This is a genomic window from Streptomyces sp. NPDC055239 (assembly GCF_053606205.1).
In genome coordinates this window covers 146,583-172,462 of sequence record NZ_JBSGRD010000003.1, presented here as the reverse complement: position 1 = coordinate 172,462, position 25,880 = coordinate 146,583, and the positions used below count along the sequence as shown (strand labels likewise).

The window sequence follows — 25,880 nt, the reverse complement described above, 5'->3', positions numbered from 1 at the left end:
TCCTCATCGATGTGTTTGATCATCGCAGCGATGACAGGGCGAGCGCACTCGCACGTACGATCCAGTTCAGGCGCCGGAGGAATGAGAGGTACGGGAGAGAAGGCGACTTGTCCATGTCCACCACGGGATCACCCGGCCCGCGCACGGGGACGCGCCGCACGAACCTCACCCGAACCGACGGCGCCTGGAACGGCCTCCCAGGCCACGCCGATGTCGACGCCCCGCACCCGAACCACTCATCAGCCGCCCCCGAGCCCCGCGGACAGCACCAGCCGCCGGCATTCCCCGGGGCTGCCCCAAGCGGTGCGCAGCGCCCGCGCCTTCGTCAGCCAAAGCGACAGGTCGTACTCCGCCGTGTAGCCGATCGCCCCGTGGAGTTGCAGTGCCGCTCGCGCGGCGCCGTAAGCCGCCTCGCTCGTTGCTGCTTTCGCCGCCGCCACGTCTGCCGTCCGCAGGGTCGACGCCGCCCCGTACAGGAGGGGCTTCGCGAACTCGAGGCCTATCAGGACGTCCGCGAGGCGGTGCTTGACCGCCTGGAAGCCGCCGATCGGTGTGCCGAACTGGGTGCGCTGTTTCACGTACGCGACGGTCTTGTCGAGGAGCGCGAGACCGACCCCCAACGCCTGCGCGGCCGTCGCGAGTGAAGCCAAGTTCGCCGCGTACCGGGAAGCCTCTGTCACCGACGGGCCCGAGGCGAGAAGTTCGCCGGGACTGAGCCGGGCGAGGCGGCGCGCCGGGTCCAACGACCGCTCCACGCGCGCGTGCCCGGAAGCCAGGCGCAGCTCACCGTCCGTCGCGGTCAGCCGCAGCGTCGCCGCGTCCGCGTCCAGTGCGAACGGCCCCCCTTCGGGCAGAGCGAGCGTCGTGACGGCCTCCCCGGAGGCCAAGGGGGGAAGGAACCGCTTCGCCGGGGCCGCCTCGCCCAGCTCGGCGAGGCGGGCGAGCAGCGCCCCCGCCGCCACCGTCTCGACCAGGGGGCCTGGTACCGCGTGCCGACCCAATTCGACGAAGGCGAGGGCCACTTCGACAGGGTGCAGGCCCACCCCCTCGTACTCCTCGGGAACGGCCAAGGCGAAAACGCCCGCATCCGCGAGCCGTCCCCACACGGCACGCCCCGGCGCGTGGTCCCCGGCGGCCCACGCCCTCGCGGCCGCCGGAGTGTCGGCCGCCGTCAGCATCGCGTCGAGCGAGCGCGCGAACTCGCGCTGCTCGTCGTCGAGGAGGAACCTCATCAGCGGCGTCCCTTCGGCAGTCCGAGCAGCCGCTCGGCGATGATGTCGCGCTGGATCTCGTTCGTGCCCGCGTAGATCGGCCCGGCGAGCGAGAAGACATACCCCTCCGCCCACTCGCCGCCGTCCGCCAACTCGCCCTCCGCGCCCAGGAGGTCGAGCGCGGTCTCGTGCAGCGCGATGTCGTACTCGGACCAGAAGACCTTGTTCAGGCTCGACTCCGCGCCGATCGCCTCGCCGGCCGCGAAGCGTGAGGCGTTGGCCCAGGTGAACAGCTGATAGGCGCGGGCCCCGATCACGGCGTCGGCCACCCGGTCGCGCAGCGCCGTGTCCGCGGGGTCGCCGTCCGCGCGCCACTGACGCACCAGACGGTCGGCCGCGGCGACGAAGCGGCCTGGAGAGCGCAGCGTCAGACCCCGTTCGTTGCCCGTCGTCGACATCGCGATCCGCCATCCCTGGCCCGGTTCGCCGATCACGTCCTGGTCCGGTACGAAGACGTCGTCGAGGAAGAGCTCGGCGAACGCGGGCTTGCCGTCCAGGCGCCCGATGGGGCGGACGGTCACGCCGTCCGCGTCGAGCGGGAACATCAGGTACGTGAGACCCCGGTGCGGCTTGGCGGGGTCGGCGGCGGGGTCGCTGCGGAACAGGCCGAACGCGCGATCCGCGAACGCCGCCCGCGACGACCAGGTCTTCTGCCCGCTGATCAGCCAACCGCCGTCCGCGCGGCGCGCGGTGGACCGCAGTGACGCCAGGTCCGAGCCCGACTCCGGCTCGGACCAGGCCTGCGCCCAGATCACCTCGCCGCTCGCCATGGGCGGAAGGACCCGCGCGCGCTGCTCTTCGGTGCCGAAGTCGAGGAGGGTCGGCGCGAGGAGGTTGATGCCGTTCTGCGAGACGCGGCCGGGGCCGCCCGCCGCGAAGTACTCCTCCTCGAAGATCAGCCACTTGACGATGTCGACGCCCTGCCCGCCGTACTCCTCGGGCCAGGAGACCACCGACCAGCGGTCGGCCGCGAGCTCCCCCTCCCAGGCGCGGTGGGCCGCGAAACCCTCCCGGGTCTCCAGCGAGGGCAGCGGCTCCTCCGGCACGTGCCCGCGGAGCCAGTCGCGCGCCCGCTGCCTGAACTCCTCTTCCCCGGCGGTGAAGTCGAGGTCCATCAGTTGCCCACCTCTTCGGTCGGTTCTTCTCCGTCGGCCTTCCCTAACAAGTGTTTGGTAGATTACCCTGGCGTTGAGCCAGTCGTCGAGAGCGAGTCGAGAGCTAAGGGGGCCGAGCGTGGACGCACCCGCGTACGTGCCGGGGCACGGTCTGCTCGCGGGCCGCACCGCCGTCATCACCGCCGCGGCCGGAGCGGGCATCGGCGGCGCCACCGCCCGACGCTTTCTGGAGGAAGGCGCGCGCATAGTCATCGGCGACGCCCACCCGCGCCGCACGAAGGAGACGGTCGAGGCGCTGGCCGGGGAGTTCGGCGCCGACCGGGTCGACGGGACACCGTGCGACGTCACTGACGAAGCCCAGGTCCAGGCTCTGTACGACCTGGCCGAACAGCGCCACGGCGGCCTTGACGTCGTCGTGAACAACGCGGGTCTCGGTGGCACCGCCGAGCTCACCGAGATGACCGACGAACAGTGGGACAGAGTCATCGACGTCACGCTGAACGGCACGTTCCGCTCCACCAGAGCGGCCCTGCGCCGTATGCGGGCGGCCGACCGGGGCGGCGTGATCGTGAACAACGCCTCGGTGCTCGGCTGGCGCGCCCAGGCGGGCCAGGCGCACTACGCCGCGGCGAAGGCCGGCGTCATGGCCCTCACCCGCTGCGCCGCCGTCGAGGCCGCACCCCACGGGATACGGATCAACGCGGTGTCGCCCAGCCTCGCCATGCACCCGCACCTCGCGAAGGTCACGTCGCCGGAGCTGCTCGAAGAGCTCACCGCGCGCGAGGCGTTCGGGCGGTATGCCGAACCCTGGGAGATTGCCAACGTCATCGTCTTCCTGGCCAGTGAGTACTCCTCGTACATGACGGGGGAGACGGTCTCGGTCAGTAATCAGCACGCCTAGGCGGAGAATGACCGTGTGTCGAAACCGAAGCAGAGCAGCACGAGCACCAGCCCCACCACCAGCACGAAGAAGGCTCCCGTCAAGAAGGCGCCCGCCAAGAACGCTCCGGGCAAGAACACTCCGGCCAAGAAGGCCGCGGTGAGTCCCTCACCCGAGCGCCGCGGCGAACTCCTCGCCATCGCCGCCGACGTCTTCGCCGAGCAGGGGTACAACGCGACCACGGTCCGCAAGATCGCGGACGCCGCCGGCATGCTCGCCGGCAGCCTCTACTACCACTTCGACTCCAAGGAGTCGATGCTCGAAGAGATCCTCTCCACCTTCCTCACCGAGCTGTGGGACGGGTACGACACCGTGCTCCAGTCGCACCTCGGCCCCCGCGAAACCCTTGAGGCGCTCGTCACCGAGTCCTTCCGGGAGATCGACCGGCACCGCTCCGCCGTCGCCATCTACCAGAAGGAGTCCAGGCACCTGGTCGCCCAGGCGCGCTTCCAGTACCTGACCGACTCGCAGCAGCGCTTCGAGAAGACGTGGCTGACGACGCTGGAGCGCGGAGTCGCGGAACACGTCTTCCGCGACGACCTGGACATCCGGCTCGCCTACCGCTTCGTGCGCGACACCGTCTGGGTCGCCGCGTCCTGGTACCGCCCCGGGGGCGGCCACAGCCCCGAGGAGATCGCCCGCCAGTACCTGTCGATGGTCCTGGACGGCATCGCCGTACGCACGTAAGAGAGAGCGCGTCGTCACCCGGCGACCGCACCGACCGAGGAGCACGAGGAGTACGCAGCCATGGCCGAGGCCTACATCGTCGAAGCGGTCCGCACCCCCGTCGGCAGGCGCAAGGGCGGCCTCTCGGCCGTCCACCCCGCCGACCTGGGAGCCCATGTCCTCACCGCACTCGTCGAGCGCTCCGGAATCGACCCCGCAGCCGTCGAGGACGTCGTCTTCGGCTGTCTGGACACGGTCGGCCCGCAGGCCGGGGACATCGCCCGCACCTCCTGGCTGGCGGCAGGGCTGCCCGAAGAGGTGCCCGGCGTGACGATCGACCGGCAGTGCGGATCCTCACAGCAGGCCGTGCACTTCGCGGCGCAGGGCGTTCTGTCCGGCACACAGGACCTCGTCGTCGCGGGCGGCACACAGAACATGTCGATGATCCCCATCGCCTTCGCCTCCCGGCAGGCCGCCGAACCGCTCGGCCTCACCGAAGGCCCGTACGCGGGCAGCGAGGGCTGGCGCGCCCGCTATGGAGACCGGCCCGTCAACCAGTTCCACGGCGCCCAGCTGATCGCCGAGAAGTGGGGCATCACCCGTCGTGACATGGAGGAGTTCGCGCTCCGCTCGCATCAGCGTGCCGTCCGCGCGATCGACGAAGGCCGCTTCGACCGCGAACTCACCGGCTACGCAGACGTGACCACCGACGAGGGCCCGCGCCGCGACACGACCCTGGAGAAGATGGCGGGCCTGGGGCCCGTCCTGGACGGGGGCACCATCACCGCCGCCTGCTCCTCGCAGGTCTCGGACGGCGCCGCCGCGCTGCTCGTCGCGAGCGAACGGGCCGTGCGGGAGCACGGGTTGACGCCCCGCGCCCGCATCCACCACCTCTCGGTGCGCGGCGAGGACCCGATCAGGATGCTGTCCGCGCCGATCCCCGCCACCGCGTACGCCCTCAAGAAGACCGGCATGAGCATCGGCGACATCGACCTCGTCGAGATCAACGAAGCCTTCGCGCCGGTCGTTCTCGCCTGGCTGAAGGAGACCGGAGCCGATCCGGAGAAGGTCAACGTCAACGGCGGCGCGATAGCCCTCGGTCATCCCCTCGGGGCGACCGGCGTCAAACTGATGACGACGCTCCTGCACGAACTGGAGCGCACAGGAAGCCGGTTCGGCCTCCAGACCATGTGCGAAGGCGGCGGCCAGGCGAACGTGACCATCATCGAGCGCCTCTGAGAGCTCCCCCGACGGCGTCCGGATCCGGGTCGCCCCTCACTCCTTGCGGGAGTTGCTGCCCGGACACCGCACCGTGAGGCCCTCTCCCCAGCTAGTCTCGATGGTTGTACGTCGATTGAGCGACCTCGGGAGGTAGCGCGATGACACAGGGACGGCCCGGAGGTGGCACCTGGGCCCCGCTGTGGGAGCGCGATGCGGAACTGACCGCGGTCGCGGGGGCCGTTGACGAGCTGTGCTCCGACGCGACCACGGCGGGCGGTCTGCTCGTCTTCCAGGGCGAGGCGGGCATCGGCAAGACAGCGCTCCTCTCCGAGGTGCGGCGCATCGCGGAGGGGCGGGCCACGGTGTGGTCCGCGCGGGGCGGCGAGACCGTCACCTCCGTCCCCTTCAACGTCGTACGACAGCTGTTGCAGTCGGCTCTCGTCGACCTCTCGCCCGAAGAGGCCCGGGAGTATCTCGGCGACTGGTATCCGATCGCCGGACCCGCACTCGGCATAGCCGAGCCGGGTGGCAGGCAGGCCGACCCGCAGGGCGTGTGCGACGGCCTTGTCGAGGCGGTCGTGCGCCTTTCGGGGGTGCACTGGCCGCTCGTCCTGCTCATCGACGACGCGCACTGGGCCGACCAGGAGACCCTGCACTGGCTTGCCGCCTTCGCCCAGCGCCTCCACGAACTGCCGGTCCTCGTCGTGGTCGCCCACCGCCCTGACGAAGTCGCAGGCGACAGCGCGCGCCACCTCGCGGCCGTCGGCGCCGCGGCCCGCCCCTCGCCCCCGCTGCGCGCGCTCACCCCGGACGCGGCGGCCGGGCTCACCCGCGCCACCCTCGGCGAGCACGCGGACGCCCCGTTCTGCCGCGAGGTGTGGGCGGTCACCGGCGGCAATCCGTACGAATCCGTGGAACTGCTCGCCAAGGTCCAGGACAGCGAGTTGGAGCCGGTGGAGAGCTCCGCCGCCGAACTGCGCGCCCTGAACCGCTCGGCGCGCGGCCGCGGCCTGGTCGCCCGCCTCGAAGGACTCGGCACGGACGTCACACGGTTCGCGTGGGCCGCGGGGATCCTCGGCACCGCCATCTCGCTCGACCTCGCCGCCTCGCTCGCCGGGATGCAGCGCGCGAAGGCCGAGCGGTGCGCGGAGCGGCTGTGCGCGGCGCGCATCCTGCTCGGCGGCGAAGAGGGGCTGGAGTTCGTCCATCCGCTGATCGCGAGCACCGTCTACCGCTCGATCCCGCCCGCCACCCGCACCGCGATGCACGGTCAGGCCGCCTGGGCCGTCACGCTGTCCGGGCGAGGCGCGGCGGCCGCGTCCCGGCACCTCCTGGAGGTCCACCCGGACGACGACCCCGAACTGGTCGAGCAACTGAGGGAAGCGGCGGCCGAGCACCTCGCCGTCGGCGCGCCTGACGCGGCCCGCCGCTGCCTCGAACGCGCCCTGCGGGAACCGCCCCGGCCCGAGATCCTCGGGCGCGTGCTCTACGAACTGGGCTGCGCCACGCTCCTGACCTCACCCGTCACGACGATCGGCCACCTGCGCGAGGCCATCCACGCGGCGGGGCTCGACCGCAAGTTGAGGGTGGACGCCGTCTGCCGCCTCTCCCAGGCCCTCGTGCACAACGACCAGCTTGAGGAAGCCCTGCGGGTCGTGGACGCCGAGGCCGCCCGGCTCGAGCCCGGACCCGACCGGATGCGTCTGCAGGGTGTCCACTACATGTGGGAAGGCATCCACTCGCGCGAGGAGGACGCCACGGGCCGCTCGCGGCGCCTTGCCGTACTCGCGGGGCCGCTGCAGGGGCGCGACAACTCCGAGCGTGCGCTGCTGATCCTGCGTGCCTTCGACGCCATGACCCGCGGGGAGAACGCGGAGGAGATCGTCGAGCTCTGCGACCGCGTCCTCGTCAACGGCCGCCTCGCGCCAGGGCTCGGCTGGACCGACACGGAGTGGGGCTTCGAGCTCCTGACGATGCTGGGCGGCTCGTACATCTTCACCGACCGCCTCGACCGTGCCGAGAGCGTCTTCGCCGAGGGGGTCCGCGCCTACGAGGCCGCGGGCTGGAGCGGCGGCCATCTGGCTGTCGCCAAGGCCTGGCTGGGTCTGGTGTACCGCAGGCGCGGACGTCTCGGCGAGGCGGAGGCCTCGCTGCGGGAGAGCCTGCGCCTGTCCGACCGGGTCGGCAGCGGGCTCCCGATGCACTGGGACGCCGCGTGCAAGCTCATCGAAACGCTGCTCGCCCGCGGCAAGGTCGACGAGGCCCAGGAGATCGCCGACCACTACGGCATCGCGCCGCCCTTCCCCTCCACGATCTTCCTGCCCGACATCCACTCCGTGCTCGGCCGTCTCCTCATCGCCACGGGGCGACGGTCGGAGGGCCTGGGAGAGCTGGAGGTGGCGGCGAAGACCGCACACGAACGCGGCCGCTACAACACGATCGTCGCCCCCTGGGCGAACGACCTCGCCCGCGCACTCGCCGAGGAGGACCCGCGACGGGCCGCCGAACTGGTCAAGGACGTACGGATCCAGGCGGAGCTCTTCGGCACGGAGACGGCGATCGGCGAGGCGCTGCTGTGCGCGGCGTCCCTGGAGACCGGCCAGCGTGCGGTCGCGCTGTACGCACGAGCCGTCGCCTGCCTCGAGGCGTCGCCGTGCGCCTATGAACACGCCGTCGCCCGGGTCGAGTACGGCATCGCGGCGGGGTCCGCGAACGAGCTGGCGCGGGGCCTCGCCCTGGCGGAGTCCTGCGGAGCGGACGGCCTCGCCGCCCGGGCGCGGCAGTCGTTGGCGGTGGCCGGGGTGTGAGACGGGGGCGTGAGGGTTCAGCCCCGTCCGGCGTTCACGGCTCGGGGCGAGCGCGGAGCCCCGTTTCGGGGCGGGGACGGCAGGGACAGGGACAGCGGTGAGGAGTCGCTCGACCGTCTCAGCAGTCTGAGCCGTCTCCGCTGAGGCCAGCTCCTCGCACGACGCCAGATCTTCGATTGTCGGGGAGGGGAGGGGCGGCGGAGGTGAGTCGCTCGACCGTCTCAGCAGTCTCAGCCGTCTCCGCTGAGGCCAGCTCCTCGCACGACGCCAGATCTTCGATTGTCGGGGAGGGGAGGGGCGGCGGAGGTGAGTCGCTCTACCGCCTCAGCCGCCTCCGCCATCACCCCTGAAATCAGTTCCTCGCACGACGGTAGATCCTCGATGACCCCCGCTACCTGCCCGGAAGCCATCACTCCTGCCTCCGGCATCCCGTCCACCATCGCCGACTTCAGCATCATCGGGGTGTTCGCGGCAAGGAGGACCTGACTCCACGTCATTCCCTTCCCGTGCCGCATCGCGAGCCCGTCCCTGACCATTTCCCCCCAGCCCATCCCGGATATCTTCCGGAACGCGGCGGCGTGCCGGACGGCCCGCGCGAGGGATGCCGTCCGGCCCGACTTCTCCAGCGAAGCGACAAGATCCGTGCGCAGCATCCGATGCGGGAGACCGTCCACCCGCGTGGTGACCGTGACGTCCTTGACCGACGCGGCCAGATAGCGCGCCTTGACCGCGTCCGGCACCGTCGAGTCCGACGTCAGCAGGAAGCGCGTGCCCATCGCGACCCCCGCAGCGCCATAGGCGAGCGCGGCGACAAGACCCCGCCCGTCGAAGAAGCCGCCCGCCGCGATCACCGGAATGTCCACCGCGTCCACGACCTGAGGCAAGAGCACGGTCGTCGCCACCTCGCCCGTGTGCCCGCCGCCCTCGCCGCCCTGTACGACGACCGCGTCCGCGCCCCATGCCGCGACCTTCTCGGCGTGCCGGCGCGCGCCGATGGACGGGATGACGACCACCCCGGCGTCCTTCAGCTCCGCGATGAGCTCCTTGGAGGGGGCGAGCGCGAAGGACGCGACGCGCACTCCCTCCTCGACGATGACCCGCACCCGGTCCCGCGCGTCGCCCGCGTCGGCGCGGAGGTTGACCCCGAAGGGCGCGTCCGTACGGGACTTAACCTCCCGGACGGCGGAACGCAGCTGGTCGACGGTCATCGTCGCGGAGGCCAGGATGCCCAGGGCGCCCGCGTTCGCCGTCGCGGAGACCAGGCGGGGGCCCGCCACCCAGCCCATGCCGGTCTGCACGATGGGATACCGGACGCCGACCAGCCTGGTCAGCGCCGTCTCCATGCTCGCGGGGGCCGAGCCCGCCGGGGCCGACGTCACGAGCGCACCTCGCGTTCGCGCAGACCGCGCGGATCCACCACTTCCCGGATCAGCCGCAGTTCCTCGGCGGTCGGCTCGCGGGTGTACGGCACGTCGTCCGCAGTGGTCAGTGTGAAGCCCGTGGACTCGCGCACCTGCTCGACGGTGACGCCCGGATGCAGGGACACCAGACGCATCGCGTGGTCCGCCGCCCCGAAATCGAAGACGCCGAGGTCCGACACGACCCGGCGCAGGTCGTGGAAGCGGGTCGCGGAAGGGCCGGCCGCCGCCGCGCTGTCGTACCCGACGCCGCTGATCATGTCGACCTTCTCGACGAAGACGCGGGTCGAGTGCCGGGGGATCCAGTAACTCACCGGGTTGTTCAGGGTGTTGACCGGGGCTCCGCGCACGCCGAGCAGCTGGCGCTTGGGCCGCTCCCAGTCGCCGATGCAGGAGATGTTCTGGTTGCCGAAGCGGTCGATCTGGCTCGCGCCCATCATCACGTGACGCCTGCCGCCCATGACCATCGTCAGGTGTCTGCGGTACGGCAACCAGCCCTCCGTCACCGCCGAAGGCGCCCCCACGGCGGGCACATCGCCGATCAACAGCGCCTCCCCGTCCGTGAGCAGCAGGTCGGGCGAGAACGTCAGCTTGGCCAGGCGGGCGGCGATCGCCGGGACCGTGCCCATCGGCGACGCGAGGATCTCACCGGCGTCCCGCCAGGCCTCGGCACAGGCGATCACGCAGTACTCGGCGCGGGTCACGGCGCTCGCTGAGGAGGGGGTGCTCGCCGCCGTAGGGTCGGTCTGCGTCATCGCTGCTCCTCGTGCCAGGTCCGGACGGCCGATTGGTAGTCCTGCTCGGTGCCGGTCAGGAAGCGGTCCTCGAACTTCTTCCAGGTGTCCGGGTCGCTCGCGGCGGTGACGTAGGCCTTCTGGAAGGGCTCGTCGCGGTCGTAGTCCGGCACGCACGAGGTGAAGTGCGCGCCCTTGGGCGTCTCGGTCACCCCCGTCACCGCGTGCCGGGAGATCAGCATCGTCTGCGGCGCGGTCCGCTCGGTGAGCTCGCTCGCATCGACGATCCGCTCGCACGACACGTACGCCGTGTCGGCCGCCTCGCAGAACAAGTCGTCGAAGTACGGATCAGGGCCCAGATACTGGGCGTTGCCCAGGCGGTCGGCGCGGTTCAGATGGACCAGAGCCGCGTCCATCCGCAGGGCGGGGACGGCCACCAGCTCCTCACCGTCCTCGTACGGCGAAGTGACCGTACGCAGATGGGGGTTGACCCGTAGGACGTCCGAACCGAGGCCCGCGCGGATCGGCAGGAACGGCAGCCGCTGGGCGCCGGCCGTAAGACCCTGCATGAACATCGCCTCGTCCAGCTCGACCAGTTCGAAGGCGCCGCGCTCACGCGCCGCGCGGAAGTGCGGCTCCAGGGGGATCGAGTCGAGTGTCGTGAACGCCGTGACCAGCTTGCGGATCTTCCCCGCGGCGGCGAGCAGGCCGATGTCCGGGCCGCCGTACGAGAGGACGGTGAGGTCCGTGATCCCGGACCGCAGCAGGGCCCGCACCAGGGCCATGGGCTTGCGGCGCGATCCCCAGCCGCCGATGCCGAGCGTCATCCCGCTCCGCAGCCGCCCCACGATCTCGTCGGGCGTCATGGTCTTGTCCGTCATGCCCTGCCCTTCTCTTCCTCATTCTTGCCGGATTCCTGTCCGAAGCCCTCGCGGACGCGGTCGGCCAGGCCGCTCAGGTTCGCCTCGAAGGTGAAGCCCTGCTCGAAGCGGTAGCTGCGGTGCACGTCGACGGGGTCGATGCCGTTGATCGCCGCTTTGGCGAACCGCAGCAGCGTGCCGTCCTTCTGGGCTATCTCGCGCGCCAACTCCAGTGCCGCATGGGTCAATTCCGCGCGTGGAACGACCCGCCACACCGAGCCGTGCGCGTGCAGCTCGGCCGCCGTGGCCGTGCGCGAGGTGTAGTAGAGGGCGCGCATCAGGTGCTGCGGCACCAGGCGGGCGAGGTGTGTCGCCGCTCCGAGGGCGCCCCGGTCCAGCTCGGGAAGGCCGAACGTCGCGTCCTCGCTCGCCACGATCGCGTCCGCGTTCCCCACCAGGCCGATGCCGCCGCCCAGACAGAAGCCGTGCACCGCGGCCACGACCGGCACCTCGCATTCGTACACCGCCGAAAACGCTTCGTAGCAACCGCGGTTCGCGCCTATCAGCGCGCTGTGGCCGCTGTCGCGCTGCATCTCCTTGATGTCCACGCCCGCGTTGAACCCGCGGCCCTCGGCGGCGAGGACGACGCAGCGCGTCCCGGGATCGCGGCCCGCCGCGCGCACCGCGGCCGCCAGGTCGTACCACCCCTGCACGGGCAGGGCGTTGACGGGCGGGAAGTCGACGGTGACGACAGCCACGCCCTTGTCCGGTGTGGAGGTGGAGACAGACATCAGAGGATCCGCTACCTTTCAACCAGGCCCATCAACCAAACATTTGTTAGTTAGAAAGGTAGCAGCGATGACTGACACCCGACAGGTGGTCGTCGTCACCGGCGGCACCCGAGGCGTCGGCGCCGGTATCGCCCGCAGCTTCCTCGCCTTCGACAGCGCTCGCTACCTCAGCGGTGCCGCGCCGCACCTGCACGGGGGCGGCGAACGCCCCGCGTTCCTCGACGCCGCGTCCGTCAACCACTGAACGCATCGGAGGAGTTCCGTATGACCGAGGAGTTCGAGATGACCTCAGCCGACAGGCCGGGCACCGGCATCTGCGCGGGCCGCGTCGTGATCGTCACGGGTGCGGGCCGCGGCCTCGGCCGTGCGCACGCGCGCGCGTACGCCGCCGAGGGCGCCAAGGTCGTCGTCAACGACCTCGGCGTGGGGCCCGACGGTTCCGGATCGTCCGGTGGGCCCGCGCACGACGTCGTCGAGGAGATCCGCGCGGCGGGCGGCGATGCCGTCGCGCACGGCGGCGACATCGCCACGCCCGAGGGCGCCGCGTCCCTGGTGCGGACCGCGCTCGAGACCTACGGAGGTCTCGACACCCTGGTCAACAACGCGGGGTTCCTGCGGGACCGGATGCTGGTCAACCTCGACGAGGACGACTGGGACGCGGTGATGCGCGTACATCTGAAGGGGCACTTCCTGCCGCTGAAGCACGCGGCCGCGTACTGGCGCGGCGAGGCGAAAGCGGGGCGCGCGCGGCACGCGTGCGTGGTCAACACCAGCTCCGGTGCGGGCCTTCTGGGAAGCGTCGGGCAAGGGAACTACAGCGCCGCCAAAGCCGGGATCCTCGGGCTCACCATGGTCGCCTCCGCCGAATTCGCCTCCTACGGAGTGCGCGTCAACGCGATCGCGCCCGCCGCGCGGACGCGGATGACGGAGCAGACCTTCGAGCAGACCATGGCCGCGCCCGAGGACGGCGGCTTCGACGCGATGGCTCCGGAGAACGTGTCACCGGTCGTCGTGTGGCTCGGCTCCGAGGCTTCCGCCGGTGTGACGGGCCGTGTCTTCGAGGCCGAAGCGGGGCGCATCACCGTCATGGAGGGCTGGCGGCCGGGGCCGACGGCCGACAAGGGCACCCGCTGGACCCCGGCGGAGGCAGGCGACACGGCGCTGAAGCTGCTCGCTGAAGCGGAGGTGCCGCAGCCGGTGTACGGGGCGAGGTAGGGCGGCGGAGCGCCGCCGGACGGGCGCTGCTTGAGCCCGTCCGACGGCAGGCCGCGGATGCCCGTCAGGCCCCGGACGCCACCCGCACCGGATCCGTGCCCTGCGCGCTGTGCCGCTCCGCCCAGCTCTCGAGGGACGTCTGGCACGCGTGGTCCATGTGCCGCATCTCTGTGAGGTCGAGCTCGATCGGGCGGTCCTGGGGCAGTGCCTCAAGCGCGTCGAGGAGCTTGGGGAGACACAGGAACGTGGCGTGTCCTGACAGACGGACGCGGACCGGGCCCGCGCCCTTGTCGGCGACCTCCACGTCCACGTGCGGCGTCTCCCAGGCGATCTTTATGACGGCGACGGCAAGGCCGATCAGAACCCCCTCGAACATGTTCACCGAAACGATCGCCACGGCCGTCACGACCAGGACGACGGCCTCACCGCGGTTCTCGCGCCAGAGCTCGGCCAACTGCCGTACGGGGATCAGTTTGCAGCCCGCGTACACGAGGACACCCGCGAGTGCCGCGACCGGGATGAGGGCGAGCGTGGCGGGCAGCAGCGCCGAGAAGAGGAGCAGCCAGAAGCCGTGCAGGACGCGGGACGCCTTCGTCCGGGCGCCCGCCTGCACGTTGGCCGAGCTGCGGACGATGACGGCGGTCATCGGCAGGGCGCCGAGCAGCCCGCACACGGTGTTGCCCGCTCCCTGCGCGATCAGTTCCTTGTCGTACGACGTGCGCGGACCGTCGTGCAGACGGTCCACAGCGGCCGCGCTGAACAGGCTCTCCGCCGACGCGATCAGTGCGAACGCGAGGACGGTACCGATGGCGCCGACACTCAGCAGACCCCCGAAAGCGGCGGCGTCGGGCACCCGCACCGCATCGAGGAGCCCCTGCACCTCGACGGTGGCCACCGGCAGCGAGAAGAGCAGCGAGGCACCCGTGGCGAGCGCCACGGCAGCGAGCGGCGCGGGCACCATACGGAGCTTCGCGGGGAGCCTGCGCCAGAACACGAGCACGGCGATGGTGCCCACGCCGAGCCCGAAGGCGGCCGGCGCTCGTTCGGAGCCGAACATCCCGGTGAGCATCCCCGGCAGCCCGGTGATCTTGCCGAGGCCGCTCGCTGGGGCTTCGCGGTCCGCCATGGAGTACAACTGTCCGGCGATCAGGACGAGTCCGATCCCGGCGAGCATGCCCTCGACGACGGCCACGGAGATGGCGCGGAAGAAGCGCCCGAGCCTGAGGGCGCCCATGGCCAGCTGGAGGATCCCGGCGGCGAGCACGAGTGCGCCGAGCGCCGCGATGCCGTACTCCCGCACGGCTTCGTGGACGAGAACGGTGAGCCCCGCGGCGGGACCACTGACCTGGAGGCTGCTGCCGGGCAGCAGACCGGTGACGAGACCGCCGACGATGCCGGTGATCAGACCCAGTTCGGCGGGCACTCCGGAGGCGACGGCCACGCCCAGGCACAGGGGCAGGGCGACGAGGAAGACGACCACGGAGGCGGCGACATCGTGCCGCGCGCCGTTCGACGCTCTGAAAACGGAACGGGCGCGGTCGAGTACGGAGGCAGGGGAAAGCTGCATGTCGGTTGACTCCTGAGCGCCTTGGGGGTGGCGCATCGGCGTGAAGTGGACCGGTGGTTCGGGTCCGGCCGACGGGCGCGTCAGACAGGAGGGCCTGGCGGCGTGGTCGTACCGGAGGGGCCGATCAGCAGCGGAAGACCTGGAGAAGAGCTGTCGGCTCGCGGCCCGCGGGTCTCGTCCCGCGGTGGGCGACGGCGACGGGGCGCTGCGCGGACCTGCCGTGGTCCGCGGTCGTGACGGTGCGGGCGTGGAGTCGCGGAGCCGTATCGGCGACGAGGTCGCGGCAGTGCGGCCGGCCGCGGGCCCGGAAGCGCTCGGTCTGCTCCGGGTGGGTGTCGTCGCCGCACTGCGCGTACGGAGCCGTGGCCGGTCGCGTACCGAATTCCGCGCCGGAAGCGGGTTCGTTGATCCCGTGTGCGAAGAACTGGACGATCACCAGGAGCACGGCGACCAGCGCCGCGACCAGCACGGCGCGTGGCGCCGCGGGCAGCACCCGCCTGCGTGCTCCGGATCCCGTCACGGTGGCAAAGTCCTCACGTGGCCGCGTAACTCGCATGGTCACCAAGCAACTTAACCCGCCGGATATGGCATTTGGGTGACCGAGTGGTGACTTGGCGCGATAGCCACCCTTCGGTCGGATGTGCGTGGCGCGTTTGCACGGGCGGGCGGGGTGTGCGGCCCCGCCCGGTGCGGGTCGGCGGGTCAGTGGGCTGGCGGGTCAGTGCACGTGCGGCCCGCCGGTCAGCTGCGGCTTCCCGCGCGGTACGAGCGCGAACGTGGCGGCGGCGCTGACCACGGCCGCGACGGCGCACACCGTGAACGCGTCCGTGAAGCCGCCGCTCGTCCCGCCCTCGATCCCCGCTGCGGCGACCGTCGAGACCACGGCGACCCCTACCGAGCCGCCCACTTCGTGGAAGGTGTTGACCACACCGGACGCGACGCCCGCCTCCTCGTGGGCGATGAACCCGAGGGCGGTGGTGGTGGCCGCCACGAACACCGAACCGAGTCCGATGGCGGCCACGGACATGCCCGGCGCGACAGTCGTCCACGCGTTGCCGTCCGGCCCCGCGCCGGTGAGCAGACCGGTGCCGAGCCCCGCGAGCGCGAGCCCCACCGCAGCCGTGGGCCGGGCCCCCAGCTTGCCCACGAACCGCCCGCCCAAGTGCGCACCGACCCCGGTGGCCACCGCCACCGGCAGGAACAGCACCCCTGTCCGCAGGGCGCTGTATCCGCGTACCTCCTGGAGGAACACCGACCCGAGGAAGAAGAGCGAGATCAGCAACGCCGTGGCGACCAGCATCAGATACGAGCCCGCGACCACCGGACGGCGCCGGAGCACGGCCAGGTCGATCAACGGCGTACGCTGCGCCCGCTCGACGGCGACGAACGCTCCGTACGCCACCGCCGCGACGGCCACCGGCACCAGTGTCCGGGCGTCCGACCAGCCCGTGTCGCCCGCCGCGACGAGGCCGTAGATGAGCGAGCCCGTACCGGCGGTGACGAGCAGGGCGCCGGGGATGTCGAGGCGGGCGGGCCGTGGCGCGCGGGCGGGGACGACGGCGGGCAGGGCGAGGAACAGTGCCGCCCCGATGGGCACGTTGACGTAGAAGATCCACTCCCAGCCCGGGCCGTCGGTCAGGACGCCGCCGAGGACGACGCCGATCGCCGCGCCCGCACCGCCGATCGCCGCCCACACGCCAAGAGCGCGATGACGGTCGCGGCCGTGGAAGGTCGTGGTGACGATCGCGAGGGCGGCGGGGGAGAGCAGCGCGGCCCCCACGCCCTGCGCGGTACGGCCCGCGAGGAGCGTCGACGGGCCCGAGGCGAGACCGGTCACCAGCGAGGCGACGGTGAACAGGGCGAGCCCGGCGAGCAGGGTGCGACGCGCCCCGAGGACGTCCGCGAGCCGTCCGCCGAGCAGCATCAGGCCGCCGAAACAGAGCGTGTACGTCGTGACGACCCAGGTCAGTGCGGTGCGATCGAGGTGGAGATCGGCGGCCATGCTCGGCAGCGCGACGTTCACGACGGTCACATCGAGCACGAGCATGAACTGGGCGAGACACAGAAGCGCGAGCGCCAGCCACGGACGTGGTCCGGCGGGGGGCGGCGCGGCCGTGTGGGGCGCGGTGGCAGGGGTCGGGTGGGGATGCGTCATGGCAGGTCCTAGGGAGGGCTCGGCAGTGCGCGGAGGTTCTCGGATGGTGTCCGGGATCAGGCATCTGAACTGTACTGACTAGTTCATGTGAACTCAACTGTTCAGTTCAGTTCGCTGGTAAAGTGCGACGCATGCGAGATGAGGGAAGCGGCGAGGCAAGGACTGCGGGACCCACGGGTGTGCGCGCGGAACGCAAGCGCGAGGCGATCGTCCGGGCGGCCCGTTCGCTCTTCCTGCGCGAGGGGTTCGGTGTCGGCATGGACGCCATCGCGGCCGAGGCGGGCGTGTCCAAGGTGACCGTCTACAACCACTTCGGCAACAAGGAGGCCCTGTTCGTCGCGGTGATCGCGGGCGCACTGGACGAACCCCTCGACGCCTCGTCCTCGGTCGCCGCACTCGACGGCCTCACCGAGGCGGACGACCTGCGCGAGGCGTTCCTCGACGTGGCCCGCGCCTGGGTCCACGTCGTCCGCACCGACCAGGAGATGAATGCCCTACGACACCTCGTGGCCCGGGAGATCCACCGCTTCCCTTCGCTCGGCGAGGCGTGGGGAGAGCGCGGCCCTGAGGGCCATCACCCCGCGATCGCGGGCGCGCTGCGCGAACTCGCCGAACGGGGGCGGCTCACCGTCCCTGACATGGAAGCGGCGGTCATCCAGCTCTACTCCCTGCTGGTCTTCCCGCACCTGGTCTTCGGCTCGTACGGAACCGACATCAGCGACGACCTGGCAGAGCGTCTGATCGTCGCCGGTGTCGACATGTTCCTGGGGTACTACGCAGCCCCATAGCGACAAGCGGTTCGCCGTGCGTGCGCCCGTATTGCGCCACCCGAAACCCACCCGAAACCACCCCGCCGCGCCGCCCGCCTACACTCCGGCCCATGGCGCGGATCCTGCCCTTCAAGACCAGGCGGCTTCCCACCGGCGACGAGAGAGGGGTCGCCCTGCGATTCCGTACCGTGCACGGATACCGGCGCGCGTACCGCCTCGCGGGAGAAGGACCTGCGATCCTGCTGATCCACGGCATCGGCGACTCATCGGCGACGTGGTTCCCGCTCATCCCCCAACTGGCCCGCAATCACACGGTCATCGCGCCCGACCTGCTCGGCCACGGCGCGTCGGAGAAGCCGAGAGCCGACTACTCGGTGGCCGCGTACGCCAACGGGGTCCGGGATCTGCTCGGCGTGCTCGGTGTCGAGCGGGTCACTCTCGTCGGGCACTCGTTCGGCGGCGGTGTCGCCATGCAGTTCGCCTACCAGTTCCCCGAACGCGTCGACCGGCTCGTCCTCGTCAGTACGGGCGGCGTCGGTCCGCAGGTCACTCCCGTGCTGCGGGGCGTCTCTCTGCCGGGCGCCGCGCTGTTCCTCTCCCTGCTCGGACTGCCGGGCGCCGACCTGCCGGTGCGGGCGGTCGTCGCCCTGCTCCGGCTGCTCGACACCCGCCTGGGGCAGGACGCGCCCGAGCTGATGGGCCTGGTCGACGCGCTCCCGGACGTGTGGGCACGGGCCGCGTTCATCCGCACGCTGCGCTCCGTCGTCGACTGGCGCGGCCAGGTGGTCACCATGCTGGACCGCTGCTACCTCGCCCAGGGCATGCCCACGCTCCTCGTCTGGGGCGACCGGGACGGCGTAGTGCCGGTCGACCACGCGTTCACCGCGCACGAGGCGATGCCCGACAGCCGCCTCGAAATCTTCCCGGGGGCCGGGCACTTCCCCTTCCATGCCGATCCCGCGCGCTTCCTCGCGCTCGTCGAGGAGTTCATCGGGTCGACGGAACCGGCCAATTGGAGCATCGAGCAGTGGTGGCGCCTGCTGCGGGCGGGGCGTCCTGGCGAGGACGCGTACGTCGACGAGATGGAGCGGCGGTATCGCGAGGCGAGCGAGCGGAGCGCCACCTAATGGCTTCAAGGCGCCTGACGCGCCCGCCAGACCGTCATGTCCGCGCTCAGGAAGCTGAACCCGTCCTTCGGCAGTGCGGTCGACTTCACCAGGACCACGAGCAGGGCGATGTCTCCGGAGGGGTTCTTCACGCAGATCTCGCTGCCGGCCGCCACGGCGGCCAGCGGGAGGTCGTGACTGTCGGCGCCCTTGAGGGCGATACGGCATGAATCGAGGGTGGCTCCCGGCTTGCCGTACAGCGGGGTGATCAGGCTCTTGTCGCTCTCCAGCGAGCAGCCGTTCCCCTCGCAGACGAAGCGGATGTCCCCCTTGCGGTCCTTGCGGTCGACCGGCTCCCTGAGGCTCACGGAGTTCTTCTCGTCGAACCATTCCTGGGGGTACGCGGCGGCTTGTGGCCGTGTGGACCCGTTCGGGGAAGAGTCGGAGGAGCCCGAGGAGGGGAGCGACCCGTCCGCCGCCCGGTCACTCTTGTCGCCGGATGCCGCTCCGGACGCCGACGACCGGCCGGGCGTCTGCGAACCGGACTCCGAGGACGTGCCTTTGCCGCGGAGCGCGTCCGTCGCGTCCATCACCGTCCACGTCACACCCGTGAGCAGCAGCGCGCCCGCCGCCACGGCGGCTGTGATGAACGCGTTGCGTCTTCGGCGGGCCCGCAGTCTGTCCGGCTCCGAGGGCACCGTCGGCTGCGGCGGCGCGAACAACGGCTGCGTGTACACAGGGCCAGGGTGCACAGGGCCAGGGTGCAGCCGGGTCGGATGGGGAATCGGATCCGGAACCCTCACCTCCGGGCCCGTGATCTCCCGCCACACGGCAGGCCCCGCGCCCGCGGCGGCATCACCGCCGAGGCGCTGCCTGCACCAGTCGACGATCTCCGCCAGGGTCGCCCGCTCCGCCGGATCGGCGGCCAGGCAACGGGCGAACAGGGGACGCAACTGTGCGGGCAGCAGGGAGAGATCGGGCTCCGCGTGCACGATCCGGTACAGCACGCTGACCGAGGGCCCGTCCCCGTACAGAGGCTCGCCCAGCGCCGCGAACGCCGCTGTCTGGCCGAGCGCGAAGACGTCGGTCGCCGCCGTGACGTCGCCCGTGGACGCCTGCTCGGGAGCCATGAACTGGGGCGTGCCCGCGACGGTACCCGTGACGGTGTGCGGAGACGTGGCGCTCGAGCTCAGCGAGATGCCGAAGTCGATGACGCGCGGCCCGTCGGCGGCAAGGAGCACGTTCGACGGCTTCAGGTCACGGTGCACGATCCCCGCACTGTGGATGGCCTGCAGCGCCTCGGCGACCCCGGCCATCAGCCACAGCACCGCCGGTACCGGCAGCGGCCCGCTCCGGGCGACGGCCTCCGCGAGGGATGGCCCAGGCACGTACAGCGTGGCCAGCCAGGGAGGTACGCCGTCGGCGTCGGCGTCGATCAGTTCGGCGGTGTAGGCGCCCCTGACCCGCTGGGCCGCCCGTATCTCCCTGCTGAACCGCCGCCGGAAGGCCGGATCGTCGGCCAGCTCGGGCCGCACCACCTTGATCGCGACCGGTCGGCCGCCCTGCGTGTGCGACAGATAGACCCGGCCCATGCCCCCCGCGCCGATCCGGGCGGCGATGCGGTAACCGGCCACCGTGGACGGGTCGTCCGCCCGCAACGGCTGGAACACCTCAGTCGCGTCGTTCATCGGCCCTAGTCCCCCATGCTCCCCTGATCCCTGATCCCCTGCCCCTGATCAGCAGCAGCCTAAAGGGTGCCTGGTGAACCGCCGCTCCTCCGTCACTCCTCAGCGAGGACCCGCTGCGCCACGGCGAAGGCCGAATTGGCCGCGGGGACACCGCAGTAGACGGCCGTCTGGAGCAGCACCGCGCCGATCTCCTCCGGCGTGAGCCCATTGCGGCGGGCCGCCCGGATGTGGATGGCGAGCTCGTCGTAGTGCCCGTGCGCGACCAGAGCGGTCATGGTGATCATGCTGCGTTCGCGGTGCGCGAGGGTCGGGTCGGTCCAGATCTCGCCCCAGGCGTAGCGGGAGATGAAGTCCTGGAAGCGGGCCGTGAAGGGCGTGGTGTCGGCCTGCGCGCGGTCCACGTGCGCGTCCCCGAGGACCGCTCGCCGTGCAGCCGTCCCGCTCGCGTCCGCACCCGTCAAGTGCGTGCGCAGCGCGGCGACCACGGCCTCCGGTCGCTCCGCCGGCGCCAGATGCGAGGCGCCCGCCAACTCCGTGAGGGAGGCGCCCGGCACCGCGTCGGCGATCTCGCGCGCGTGGGCGGGCGGCGTCGCAGGATCCTCGCGGCCCGCGACGACGAGCGTGGGTGCGGTGATCGTCGCGAGCGCTTCCCTGATGTCGTACGCCGCCAGCGCGTCACAGCACGCGGCGTACGCGTCGGGATCGGTGTTGCGGTGGTCGTCCACCAGGCCGGGGACTGTGAACCCGGGCGTGAACCAGCGCTCCGGCGCGCTCTTGGCGAGTGCGGCGAGGCCCTCGCTGCGTACGAGCGCGGCGCGCTCCTCCCAGCGTGCGCTGCCGCCGAAGTGCGCGGAGGAGCAGATCACGGCGAGGCTCTCCACCCGCTCCGGGTGGTACGCGGCCAGGTGCAGGCCGACGGCGCCACCGAGGGAGACGCCCGCGTACGAGAAGCGGTCGATGCCGAGCGAATCGGCGAGCGCGAGGACGAGCGCGGCCAGGTCGGCGACGCGCGCACCCGGGCCGATCAGGTCGGCGGGGGACTTGCCGTGACCGGGCAGGTCCCAGCGTACGACCCTGTGGGTGGTGGAGAGTTCGGGCGCCACGGCGTCCCACAGGGCGGTGGAGGTGCCGACCGAGGAGCCGAGGAGGAGAGGGGGCGCGGTCGGGGCGCCCTCGGTGGTGTGGTGCGGCAGCTTGCCGGTCATCGTCGCTCCAGGGCTCGGTCCGTGAGGGTTCCGGCTGAGCCGGTGTAACGGGTGGGGTCGGTGAGTTCGGTGAGGCGGACGGCCGACATCTCGGCGAGACCGGGCTCTTCGGCGAGCACCTCCGCGAGGGACCTGGCCTCGTCCCGGGTGCGCCGGGCCGCCGACGTGAGCAGCTCCTTCGCGCGGGCCCGGCCCAGGAGGGGTGTCAGCTCTGCCGTGAGCCGCTCGGAGACGATCAACCCGTGGGTGAGGCCCAGGTGTTCACGCATCGCCTCGGGATGGACCCGGAGGTTCTCGGTGAGCTCCGCCGCGTGGAGGCTCGCGCCGCCGACCGTGCGCAGGAGGTCGCGCAGGGCCTCCCACTCGGCGTGCCAGGCGCCTGCGGGGCGTTCGTCCTCGGCGGCCATCGACGCGTGGAGCGTCGCCGCGAGGGCGGGGGCGCGGCGGGCCGCGGCGGCGATGAGGGTGGAGCGGACGGGGTTCGCCTTGTGGGGCATGGCGGATGAGCCGCCCCCCGCTCCCTCGGAGAGCTCGGCGACCTCCGTGCGGGAGAGGACGAGGATGTCCGTGGCCGCCTTGCCGAGGGCCCCGGCGGTGAAGGCGAGCACCGAGGCGATGTCGGCGACCGGGGTGCGGAGGGTGTGCCAGGGAAGGCCGGGTTCGGCGAGACCCAGGTGATGGGCGTAGGCCGAGACGAGGCCAGGCCCAAGCCCGGCATCCGGCGAGGACGCCTCCGGCCAGGGCGCTTCTGCCGCGACCTCACCCCGTGGGTGTCCGTTGGCCGCGTACGCCCCGAACGCGGCCAACGTACCCGCCGCACCCCCCAGTTGAGCCGGAAGCGCGTCGCGTACCGGCCTCACCCTGTCCCGTGCGTCGAGCACTAGCGAGCGCCAACCCGCCGCCTTCAGGCCGAACGTCGTCGGGACCGCGTGCTGCGTCAGGGTGCGGCCCGGCATCACCGTGTCCCGGTGCCGTGTCGCGAGGCGGGCGAGTGCCGCCTCCGTGCGGGTCAGGTCCGCCAGGATCAGGTCCAGCGTGCGCCGCGCGACCAGCATCATCGCCGTGTCCATGATGTCCTGGCTCGTGGCGCCCCGATGGACGTACGGCGCCGCGTCCGTGAGCACCGCCGCCGTCAGGTCCGCGACCAGCGGGATCACCGGGTTGCCGCCGGCCCGCGCGCGGAGCGCGAGATCGCGTACGTCGAAGCGGTCGGCGTCGGCCGCTGCGGAGACGGCCGTTGCCGCATCCGCAGGGGCCAGACCCACCGTCGCCTGAGCCCGCGTCAGCGCCGCCTCCGCGTCGAGCATCGCCTGCAGGAAGGCGGTGTCGCCCGTCGCGGCTTCGGCGGGGGAGCCCGCCCGCCCGGGGGAGAGCAGGCCGACGTCCGTACCTTCAAGACTCACTGGAACTCCAGGAACACCGTTTCGCCCTCGCCCTGAAGGCGGATGTCGAAACGGTACGTGCGGTGCGCCTCGGGGCGGGTGACCAGCGTCGCGCGCCGCGCCTGGTCGAGGGAACCCAGGAGCGCGTCGCCCGGCTCGTCGACCAGATAGGCGCGCGTGTACAGGTGGTGGAGCAGACCGCGCGCGAACACGGCTACGGCGATGTATGAGACGCCGCCCGGCGGGAGCGTACGGACCGCCCAGTGGCCGTCGGCGTCGGTCGGGACGCGGCCGAACCCGGTGAACGCGACACCGTCACGGCCGATGACCTCGCCCGTGACCGGGTCGTGCCGCAGCGAGCCCGGCGCCCCCGCGCGGGAGCCGTCGGGCGCGGGCTGCCAGGTCTCGATGAGGGCGTCGGGCACGGGGTCTCCCGCGCCGTCGTACACGTACCCGTGCAGGGTGATCGTGTCCGGGTGCCCGGCCGGTGCGACCTCGCCGCCGCGCGGGAAGGGCAGCGCGTAGCCGTAGAACGGGCCGACGGTCTGGGAGGGAGTGGGAGCGTACGACATCAGTGCTTGCCGCCTTCCTCGAAGAGCGTCGCGGACGGGCCGTCGAGGACGATGTCCCAGCGGTAGCCGAGCGACCACTCGGGGGCGGAGAGCTCGTGGTCGTAGGCGGAGACCAGGCGTGCCCGCGCCGACTCGTCGGTGACCGAGCGCAGGACCGGGTCGTGGGCGAACAGCGGGTCGCCCGGGAAGTACATCTGCGTCACCAGGCGCTGCGTGAACGCCGTGCCGAAGAGCGAGAAGTGGATGTGCGCGGGGCGCCACGCGTTGACGTGGTTGCGCCACGGGTACGCGCCCGGCTTGATCGTCGTGAAGGAGTACGTTCCCTCGTCGTCGGTCCGGCAGCGGCCGAACCCCGTGAAGTTCGGGTCGAGCGGCGCCGGGTGCTGGTCCAGCTGATGGGCGTACCGGCCGGACGCGTTGGCCTGCCACAGCTCGACCAACTGGCCGCGTACGGGGCGCCCTTCGCGGTCCAGGACACGGCCGGACACCGTGATCCGCTCACCCAGTGGCTCGCCCAGGTGCTGCCGGGTCAGGTCGCGGTCGAGCGCCGTGATGTCGGTGACGCCGAACGCGGGGCCGCTCAACTCCACCGCCTCCGGGTCGTGAAGAGGGATCGGCTGTTGCTTGGGGTAGCGGAAGTGGCTGCTGCGGTAGGGGGGATAGTCGCGCGGCGGATGGTCGGCGGGCGCGGCCGATGCCTGCGCCTTGGCGACCTCTGCGTCTATCTCCCGCTGGCTCAGCCCGTCGGGCAGGGGTTCGGTGAGGGGCATGTGTCTCTCGGCTCCGTGAGTACGGCGAGTGCGGCGAGTGCGGCGAGTACGGCGTCGACGATGTAGACGTCACGCGGACTCATGACGGGTTCCTTCAGAGGGGGCCTTCGGACACGGCATCAGAGACGGCTTCAGGAATGTGGACCTTGGCCGCCGTCTTGGCGACGATCTCGTCCGGGGTGATGCCCGGCGCCAACTCGAACAGTTCCAGGCCGTGTTCGGTGACATCCAGGACGCCCAGGTCGGTGATGATCCGGTTCACGCAGGCCCGGCCGGTCAGCGGAAGCGCGCACTCCTCAAGGATCTTGGGGGAGCCGTCCTTGGCGGTGTGCGTCATCGCCACGATCACCGTCCGCGCCCCGTGCACCAGGTCCATCGCCCCGCCGATCCCCGTGATCATCTTGCCCGGGATCGCCCAGTTGGCCAGGTCCCCGCGCGCGGAGACCTGCATCGCGCCGAGCACCGCCACATCGATGTGACCGCCGCGGATCATCCCGAAGGACAGCGCGGAGTCGAAGTAGGAGGCGCCGGGGCGGACGGTGACCGTCTCCTTGCCCGCGTTGATGAGATCCGGGTCCACCTCGGCGTCCGTGGGATACGGCCCCACGCCGAGGATGCCGTTCTCGGACTCCAGGACCACCTCGACGCCCTCGGGGAGGTAGTTGGGGATCAGCGTGGGCAGTCCGATGCCCAAGTTCACGTACTGGCCGTCGCGCAGCTCGCGTGCGGCGCGGGCGGCCATCTGCTCACGGGTCCAGGCCATCAGCCGCTCACCGCCCCTCGCGCCGGGGGCTCGGAAGGAGTGGAAGGCGTGGAAGCGGGCGCGGAGACCGTACGCCGTTCGATGCCCTTGTCCGCCGCCTGCTCCGGAGTCAGCTCCAGGACCCGCTGGACGTAGATCCCCGGCAGGTGCACGGCGTCGGGGTCGATCCGGCCCGGCTCCACCAACTCCTCCACCTCGGCGATCGTGACCCGTCCTGCCATCGCGGCCAAGGGGTTGAAATTGCGCGTGGACTTGTTGAAGACGAGGTTCCCGTGCCGGTCGCCCTTGGCGGCCCGCACCAGCGCGAAGTCGGTACGGATGCCGCGCTCGAGCACGTACTCCTCGCCGTCGAACTCGCGCACCTCCTTGGCCGGTGAGGCGAGCGCCACCCCGCCCGAGCCGTCGTAGCGCCACGGAAGGCCGCCGTCGGCGACCTGCGTGCCCACCCCGGCCGGTGTGTAGAACGCGGGGATCCCGCACCCTCCGGCCCGCAGCCGTTCGGCGAGCGTGCCCTGCGGGATCATCTCCACCTCCAGCTCACCGCCCAGGTACTGGCGGGCGAACTCCTTGTTGGCGCCGATGTACGACCCGGTCACCCGCGCGATCCGGCCCGCCGAGAGCAGCACCGCGAGCCCCGACTCCATCGCCCCGCAGTTGTTGGACACCACCCGCAGGCCCGAAACGCCGGCCTCGTACAGCCCCTCGATCAGCACGCCGGGCACACCGCTCAGCCCGAACCCGCCGACCGCGAGGGACGCACCGTCGCCCACATCGGCCACCGCGTCGGCGGCCGAGGCCACCACCTTGTCCATCCGTCGAGCCCCATCTCTTCCAGGCCTTCGATGCCCCACGAATTAATCAGGG

At 71.6% G+C, this 25,880-nt stretch carries 24 protein-coding genes; 8 read left to right on the top strand and 16 right to left on the bottom strand.

The window, feature by feature from the left end:
* Window positions 1-239 precede the first annotated feature (239 nt).
* Together ACWFRJ_RS11735 and ACWFRJ_RS11730 are read right to left on the bottom strand one after the other, a co-directional pair.
* Window positions 240-1,232: an acyl-CoA dehydrogenase family protein gene (locus ACWFRJ_RS11735; RefSeq protein WP_453527619.1), complete on the bottom strand. Its 993-nt coding sequence runs from the start codon at window positions 1,230-1,232 to the stop codon at window positions 240-242.
* Complete coding sequence (locus tag ACWFRJ_RS11730) at window positions 1,232-2,386, bottom strand: acyl-CoA dehydrogenase family protein (RefSeq protein ID WP_453527616.1); 1,155 nt, start codon at window positions 2,384-2,386, stop codon at window positions 1,232-1,234. The genes ACWFRJ_RS11735 and ACWFRJ_RS11730 overlap by 1 nt, the downstream gene beginning before the upstream one ends.
* 118 nt (window positions 2,387-2,504) lie before the next feature.
* Between ACWFRJ_RS11730 and ACWFRJ_RS11725 the strand changes: the two genes are divergently transcribed.
* From ACWFRJ_RS11725 to ACWFRJ_RS11710, 4 genes are all read left to right on the top strand, one after another.
* Window positions 2,505-3,287: an SDR family oxidoreductase gene (locus ACWFRJ_RS11725; RefSeq protein ID WP_453527613.1), complete on the top strand. Its 783-nt coding sequence runs from the start codon at window positions 2,505-2,507 to the stop codon at window positions 3,285-3,287.
* Window positions 3,288-3,425: 138 nt separating this feature from the next.
* Window positions 3,426-4,013, top strand: a complete 588-nt coding sequence (locus ACWFRJ_RS11720) for a TetR/AcrR family transcriptional regulator (protein ID WP_453529583.1) — start codon at window positions 3,426-3,428, stop codon at window positions 4,011-4,013.
* A gap of 60 nt (window positions 4,014-4,073) precedes the next feature.
* Window positions 4,074-5,231 (top strand): acetyl-CoA C-acetyltransferase, encoded by a 1,158-nt coding sequence (locus ACWFRJ_RS11715; protein ID WP_453527610.1) that lies wholly within the window; start codon window positions 4,074-4,076, stop codon window positions 5,229-5,231.
* Between the two features lie 140 nt (window positions 5,232-5,371).
* Window positions 5,372-8,020 carry an ATP-binding protein gene (locus ACWFRJ_RS11710; protein ID WP_453527607.1) on the top strand — a complete coding sequence of 883 codons (2,649 nt, stop codon included), beginning with the start codon at window positions 5,372-5,374 and terminating at the stop codon, window positions 8,018-8,020.
* Between the two features lie 230 nt (window positions 8,021-8,250).
* On the opposite strand, the gene ACWFRJ_RS11705 is transcribed toward ACWFRJ_RS11710, so the two are convergent.
* The 4 genes from ACWFRJ_RS11705 to ACWFRJ_RS11690 are packed head-to-tail and all read right to left on the bottom strand — an operon-like array spanning window position 8,251 to window position 11,823.
* Window positions 8,251-9,363 (bottom strand): NAD(P)H-dependent flavin oxidoreductase, encoded by a 1,113-nt coding sequence (locus tag ACWFRJ_RS11705; protein ID WP_453529580.1) that lies wholly within the window; start codon window positions 9,361-9,363, stop codon window positions 8,251-8,253.
* Window positions 9,364-9,395: 32 nt separating this feature from the next.
* A complete protein-coding gene (locus ACWFRJ_RS11700; RefSeq protein WP_453527604.1) occupies window positions 9,396-10,193 on the bottom strand; it encodes a CoA-transferase subunit beta in 798 nt (265 codons plus the stop codon).
* Window positions 10,190-11,053: a CoA transferase subunit A gene (locus ACWFRJ_RS11695; RefSeq protein ID WP_453527601.1), complete on the bottom strand. Its 864-nt coding sequence runs from the start codon at window positions 11,051-11,053 to the stop codon at window positions 10,190-10,192. The genes ACWFRJ_RS11700 and ACWFRJ_RS11695 overlap by 4 nt, the downstream gene beginning before the upstream one ends.
* Entirely contained in the window at window positions 11,050-11,823 is a 774-nt protein-coding gene (locus ACWFRJ_RS11690; protein WP_453527598.1) for an enoyl-CoA hydratase family protein, read from the bottom strand. The genes ACWFRJ_RS11695 and ACWFRJ_RS11690 overlap by 4 nt, the downstream gene beginning before the upstream one ends.
* A 67-nt stretch (window positions 11,824-11,890) precedes the next feature.
* Between ACWFRJ_RS11690 and ACWFRJ_RS11685 the strand changes: the two genes are divergently transcribed.
* Together ACWFRJ_RS11685 and ACWFRJ_RS11680 are read left to right on the top strand one after the other, a co-directional pair.
* Window positions 11,891-12,067 carry a hypothetical protein gene (locus tag ACWFRJ_RS11685; protein WP_453527596.1) on the top strand — a complete coding sequence of 59 codons (177 nt, stop codon included), beginning with the start codon at window positions 11,891-11,893 and terminating at the stop codon, window positions 12,065-12,067.
* 20 nt (window positions 12,068-12,087) lie between these two features.
* Window positions 12,088-13,038 carry an SDR family oxidoreductase gene (locus ACWFRJ_RS11680; RefSeq protein ID WP_453527593.1) on the top strand — a complete coding sequence of 317 codons (951 nt, stop codon included), beginning with the start codon at window positions 12,088-12,090 and terminating at the stop codon, window positions 13,036-13,038.
* Between the two features lie 64 nt (window positions 13,039-13,102).
* Here the strand turns inward: ACWFRJ_RS11680 and ACWFRJ_RS11675 are convergent, their stop codons facing one another.
* The 3 genes from ACWFRJ_RS11675 to ACWFRJ_RS11665 all read right to left on the bottom strand — a co-directional run bounded on the left by ACWFRJ_RS11675 (window position 13,103) and on the right by ACWFRJ_RS11665 (window position 16,760).
* On the bottom strand, window positions 13,103-14,605 hold the full coding sequence (locus tag ACWFRJ_RS11675) for a SulP family inorganic anion transporter (RefSeq protein ID WP_453527590.1): 1,503 nt from the start codon (window positions 14,603-14,605) through the stop codon (window positions 13,103-13,105).
* Between the two features lie 124 nt (window positions 14,606-14,729).
* The gene (locus ACWFRJ_RS11670; protein ID WP_453527587.1) at window positions 14,730-15,125 is read right to left on the bottom strand and encodes a hypothetical protein; all 396 of its coding nucleotides are present in this window, start codon (window positions 15,123-15,125) and stop codon (window positions 14,730-14,732) included.
* A 198-nt stretch (window positions 15,126-15,323) separates the two neighbouring features.
* Window positions 15,324-16,760 (bottom strand): DHA2 family efflux MFS transporter permease subunit, encoded by a 1,437-nt coding sequence (locus tag ACWFRJ_RS11665; protein WP_453527585.1) that lies wholly within the window; start codon window positions 16,758-16,760, stop codon window positions 15,324-15,326.
* Between the two features lie 131 nt (window positions 16,761-16,891).
* On the opposite strand from ACWFRJ_RS11665, the gene ACWFRJ_RS11660 reads away from it, so the two are divergent.
* Both ACWFRJ_RS11660 and ACWFRJ_RS11655 read left to right on the top strand, forming a co-directional pair.
* Window positions 16,892-17,548, top strand: a complete 657-nt coding sequence (locus ACWFRJ_RS11660) for a TetR/AcrR family transcriptional regulator (RefSeq protein WP_453527582.1) — start codon at window positions 16,892-16,894, stop codon at window positions 17,546-17,548.
* A gap of 92 nt (window positions 17,549-17,640) precedes the next feature.
* Window positions 17,641-18,657 carry an alpha/beta fold hydrolase gene (locus tag ACWFRJ_RS11655; RefSeq protein WP_453527580.1) on the top strand — a complete coding sequence of 339 codons (1,017 nt, stop codon included), beginning with the start codon at window positions 17,641-17,643 and terminating at the stop codon, window positions 18,655-18,657.
* Between the two features lie 5 nt (window positions 18,658-18,662).
* Here the strand turns inward: ACWFRJ_RS11655 and ACWFRJ_RS11650 are convergent, their stop codons facing one another.
* From ACWFRJ_RS11650 to ACWFRJ_RS11620, 7 genes are all read right to left on the bottom strand, one after another.
* Window positions 18,663-20,324, bottom strand: a complete 1,662-nt coding sequence (locus ACWFRJ_RS11650; RefSeq protein ID WP_453527577.1) for a serine/threonine-protein kinase — start codon at window positions 20,322-20,324, stop codon at window positions 18,663-18,665.
* A 92-nt stretch (window positions 20,325-20,416) separates the two neighbouring features.
* Window positions 20,417-21,529 carry a bifunctional 3-oxoadipate enol-lactonase/4-carboxymuconolactone decarboxylase PcaDC gene (pcaDC, locus tag ACWFRJ_RS11645; RefSeq protein ID WP_453527574.1) on the bottom strand — a complete coding sequence of 371 codons (1,113 nt, stop codon included), beginning with the start codon at window positions 21,527-21,529 and terminating at the stop codon, window positions 20,417-20,419.
* Window positions 21,526-22,932, bottom strand: a complete 1,407-nt coding sequence (pcaB, locus tag ACWFRJ_RS11640; RefSeq protein WP_453527571.1) for a 3-carboxy-cis,cis-muconate cycloisomerase — start codon at window positions 22,930-22,932, stop codon at window positions 21,526-21,528. Before pcaB ends, pcaDC begins: the two co-directional genes overlap by 4 nt.
* Complete coding sequence (gene pcaG, locus ACWFRJ_RS11635) at window positions 22,929-23,483, bottom strand: protocatechuate 3,4-dioxygenase subunit alpha (RefSeq protein WP_453527568.1); 555 nt, start codon at window positions 23,481-23,483, stop codon at window positions 22,929-22,931. Before pcaG ends, pcaB begins: the two co-directional genes overlap by 4 nt.
* Window positions 23,483-24,253, bottom strand: a complete 771-nt coding sequence (pcaH, locus tag ACWFRJ_RS11630; RefSeq protein ID WP_453527565.1) for a protocatechuate 3,4-dioxygenase subunit beta — start codon at window positions 24,251-24,253, stop codon at window positions 23,483-23,485. The genes pcaG and pcaH overlap by 1 nt, the downstream gene beginning before the upstream one ends.
* A 94-nt stretch (window positions 24,254-24,347) precedes the next feature.
* Window positions 24,348-25,016 (bottom strand): CoA transferase subunit B, encoded by a 669-nt coding sequence (locus ACWFRJ_RS11625; RefSeq protein WP_453527561.1) that lies wholly within the window; start codon window positions 25,014-25,016, stop codon window positions 24,348-24,350.
* Window positions 25,016-25,828 (bottom strand): CoA transferase subunit A, encoded by an 813-nt coding sequence (locus ACWFRJ_RS11620; protein WP_453527558.1) that lies wholly within the window; start codon window positions 25,826-25,828, stop codon window positions 25,016-25,018. Before ACWFRJ_RS11620 ends, ACWFRJ_RS11625 begins: the two co-directional genes overlap by 1 nt.
* Window positions 25,829-25,880 lie beyond the last annotated feature (52 nt).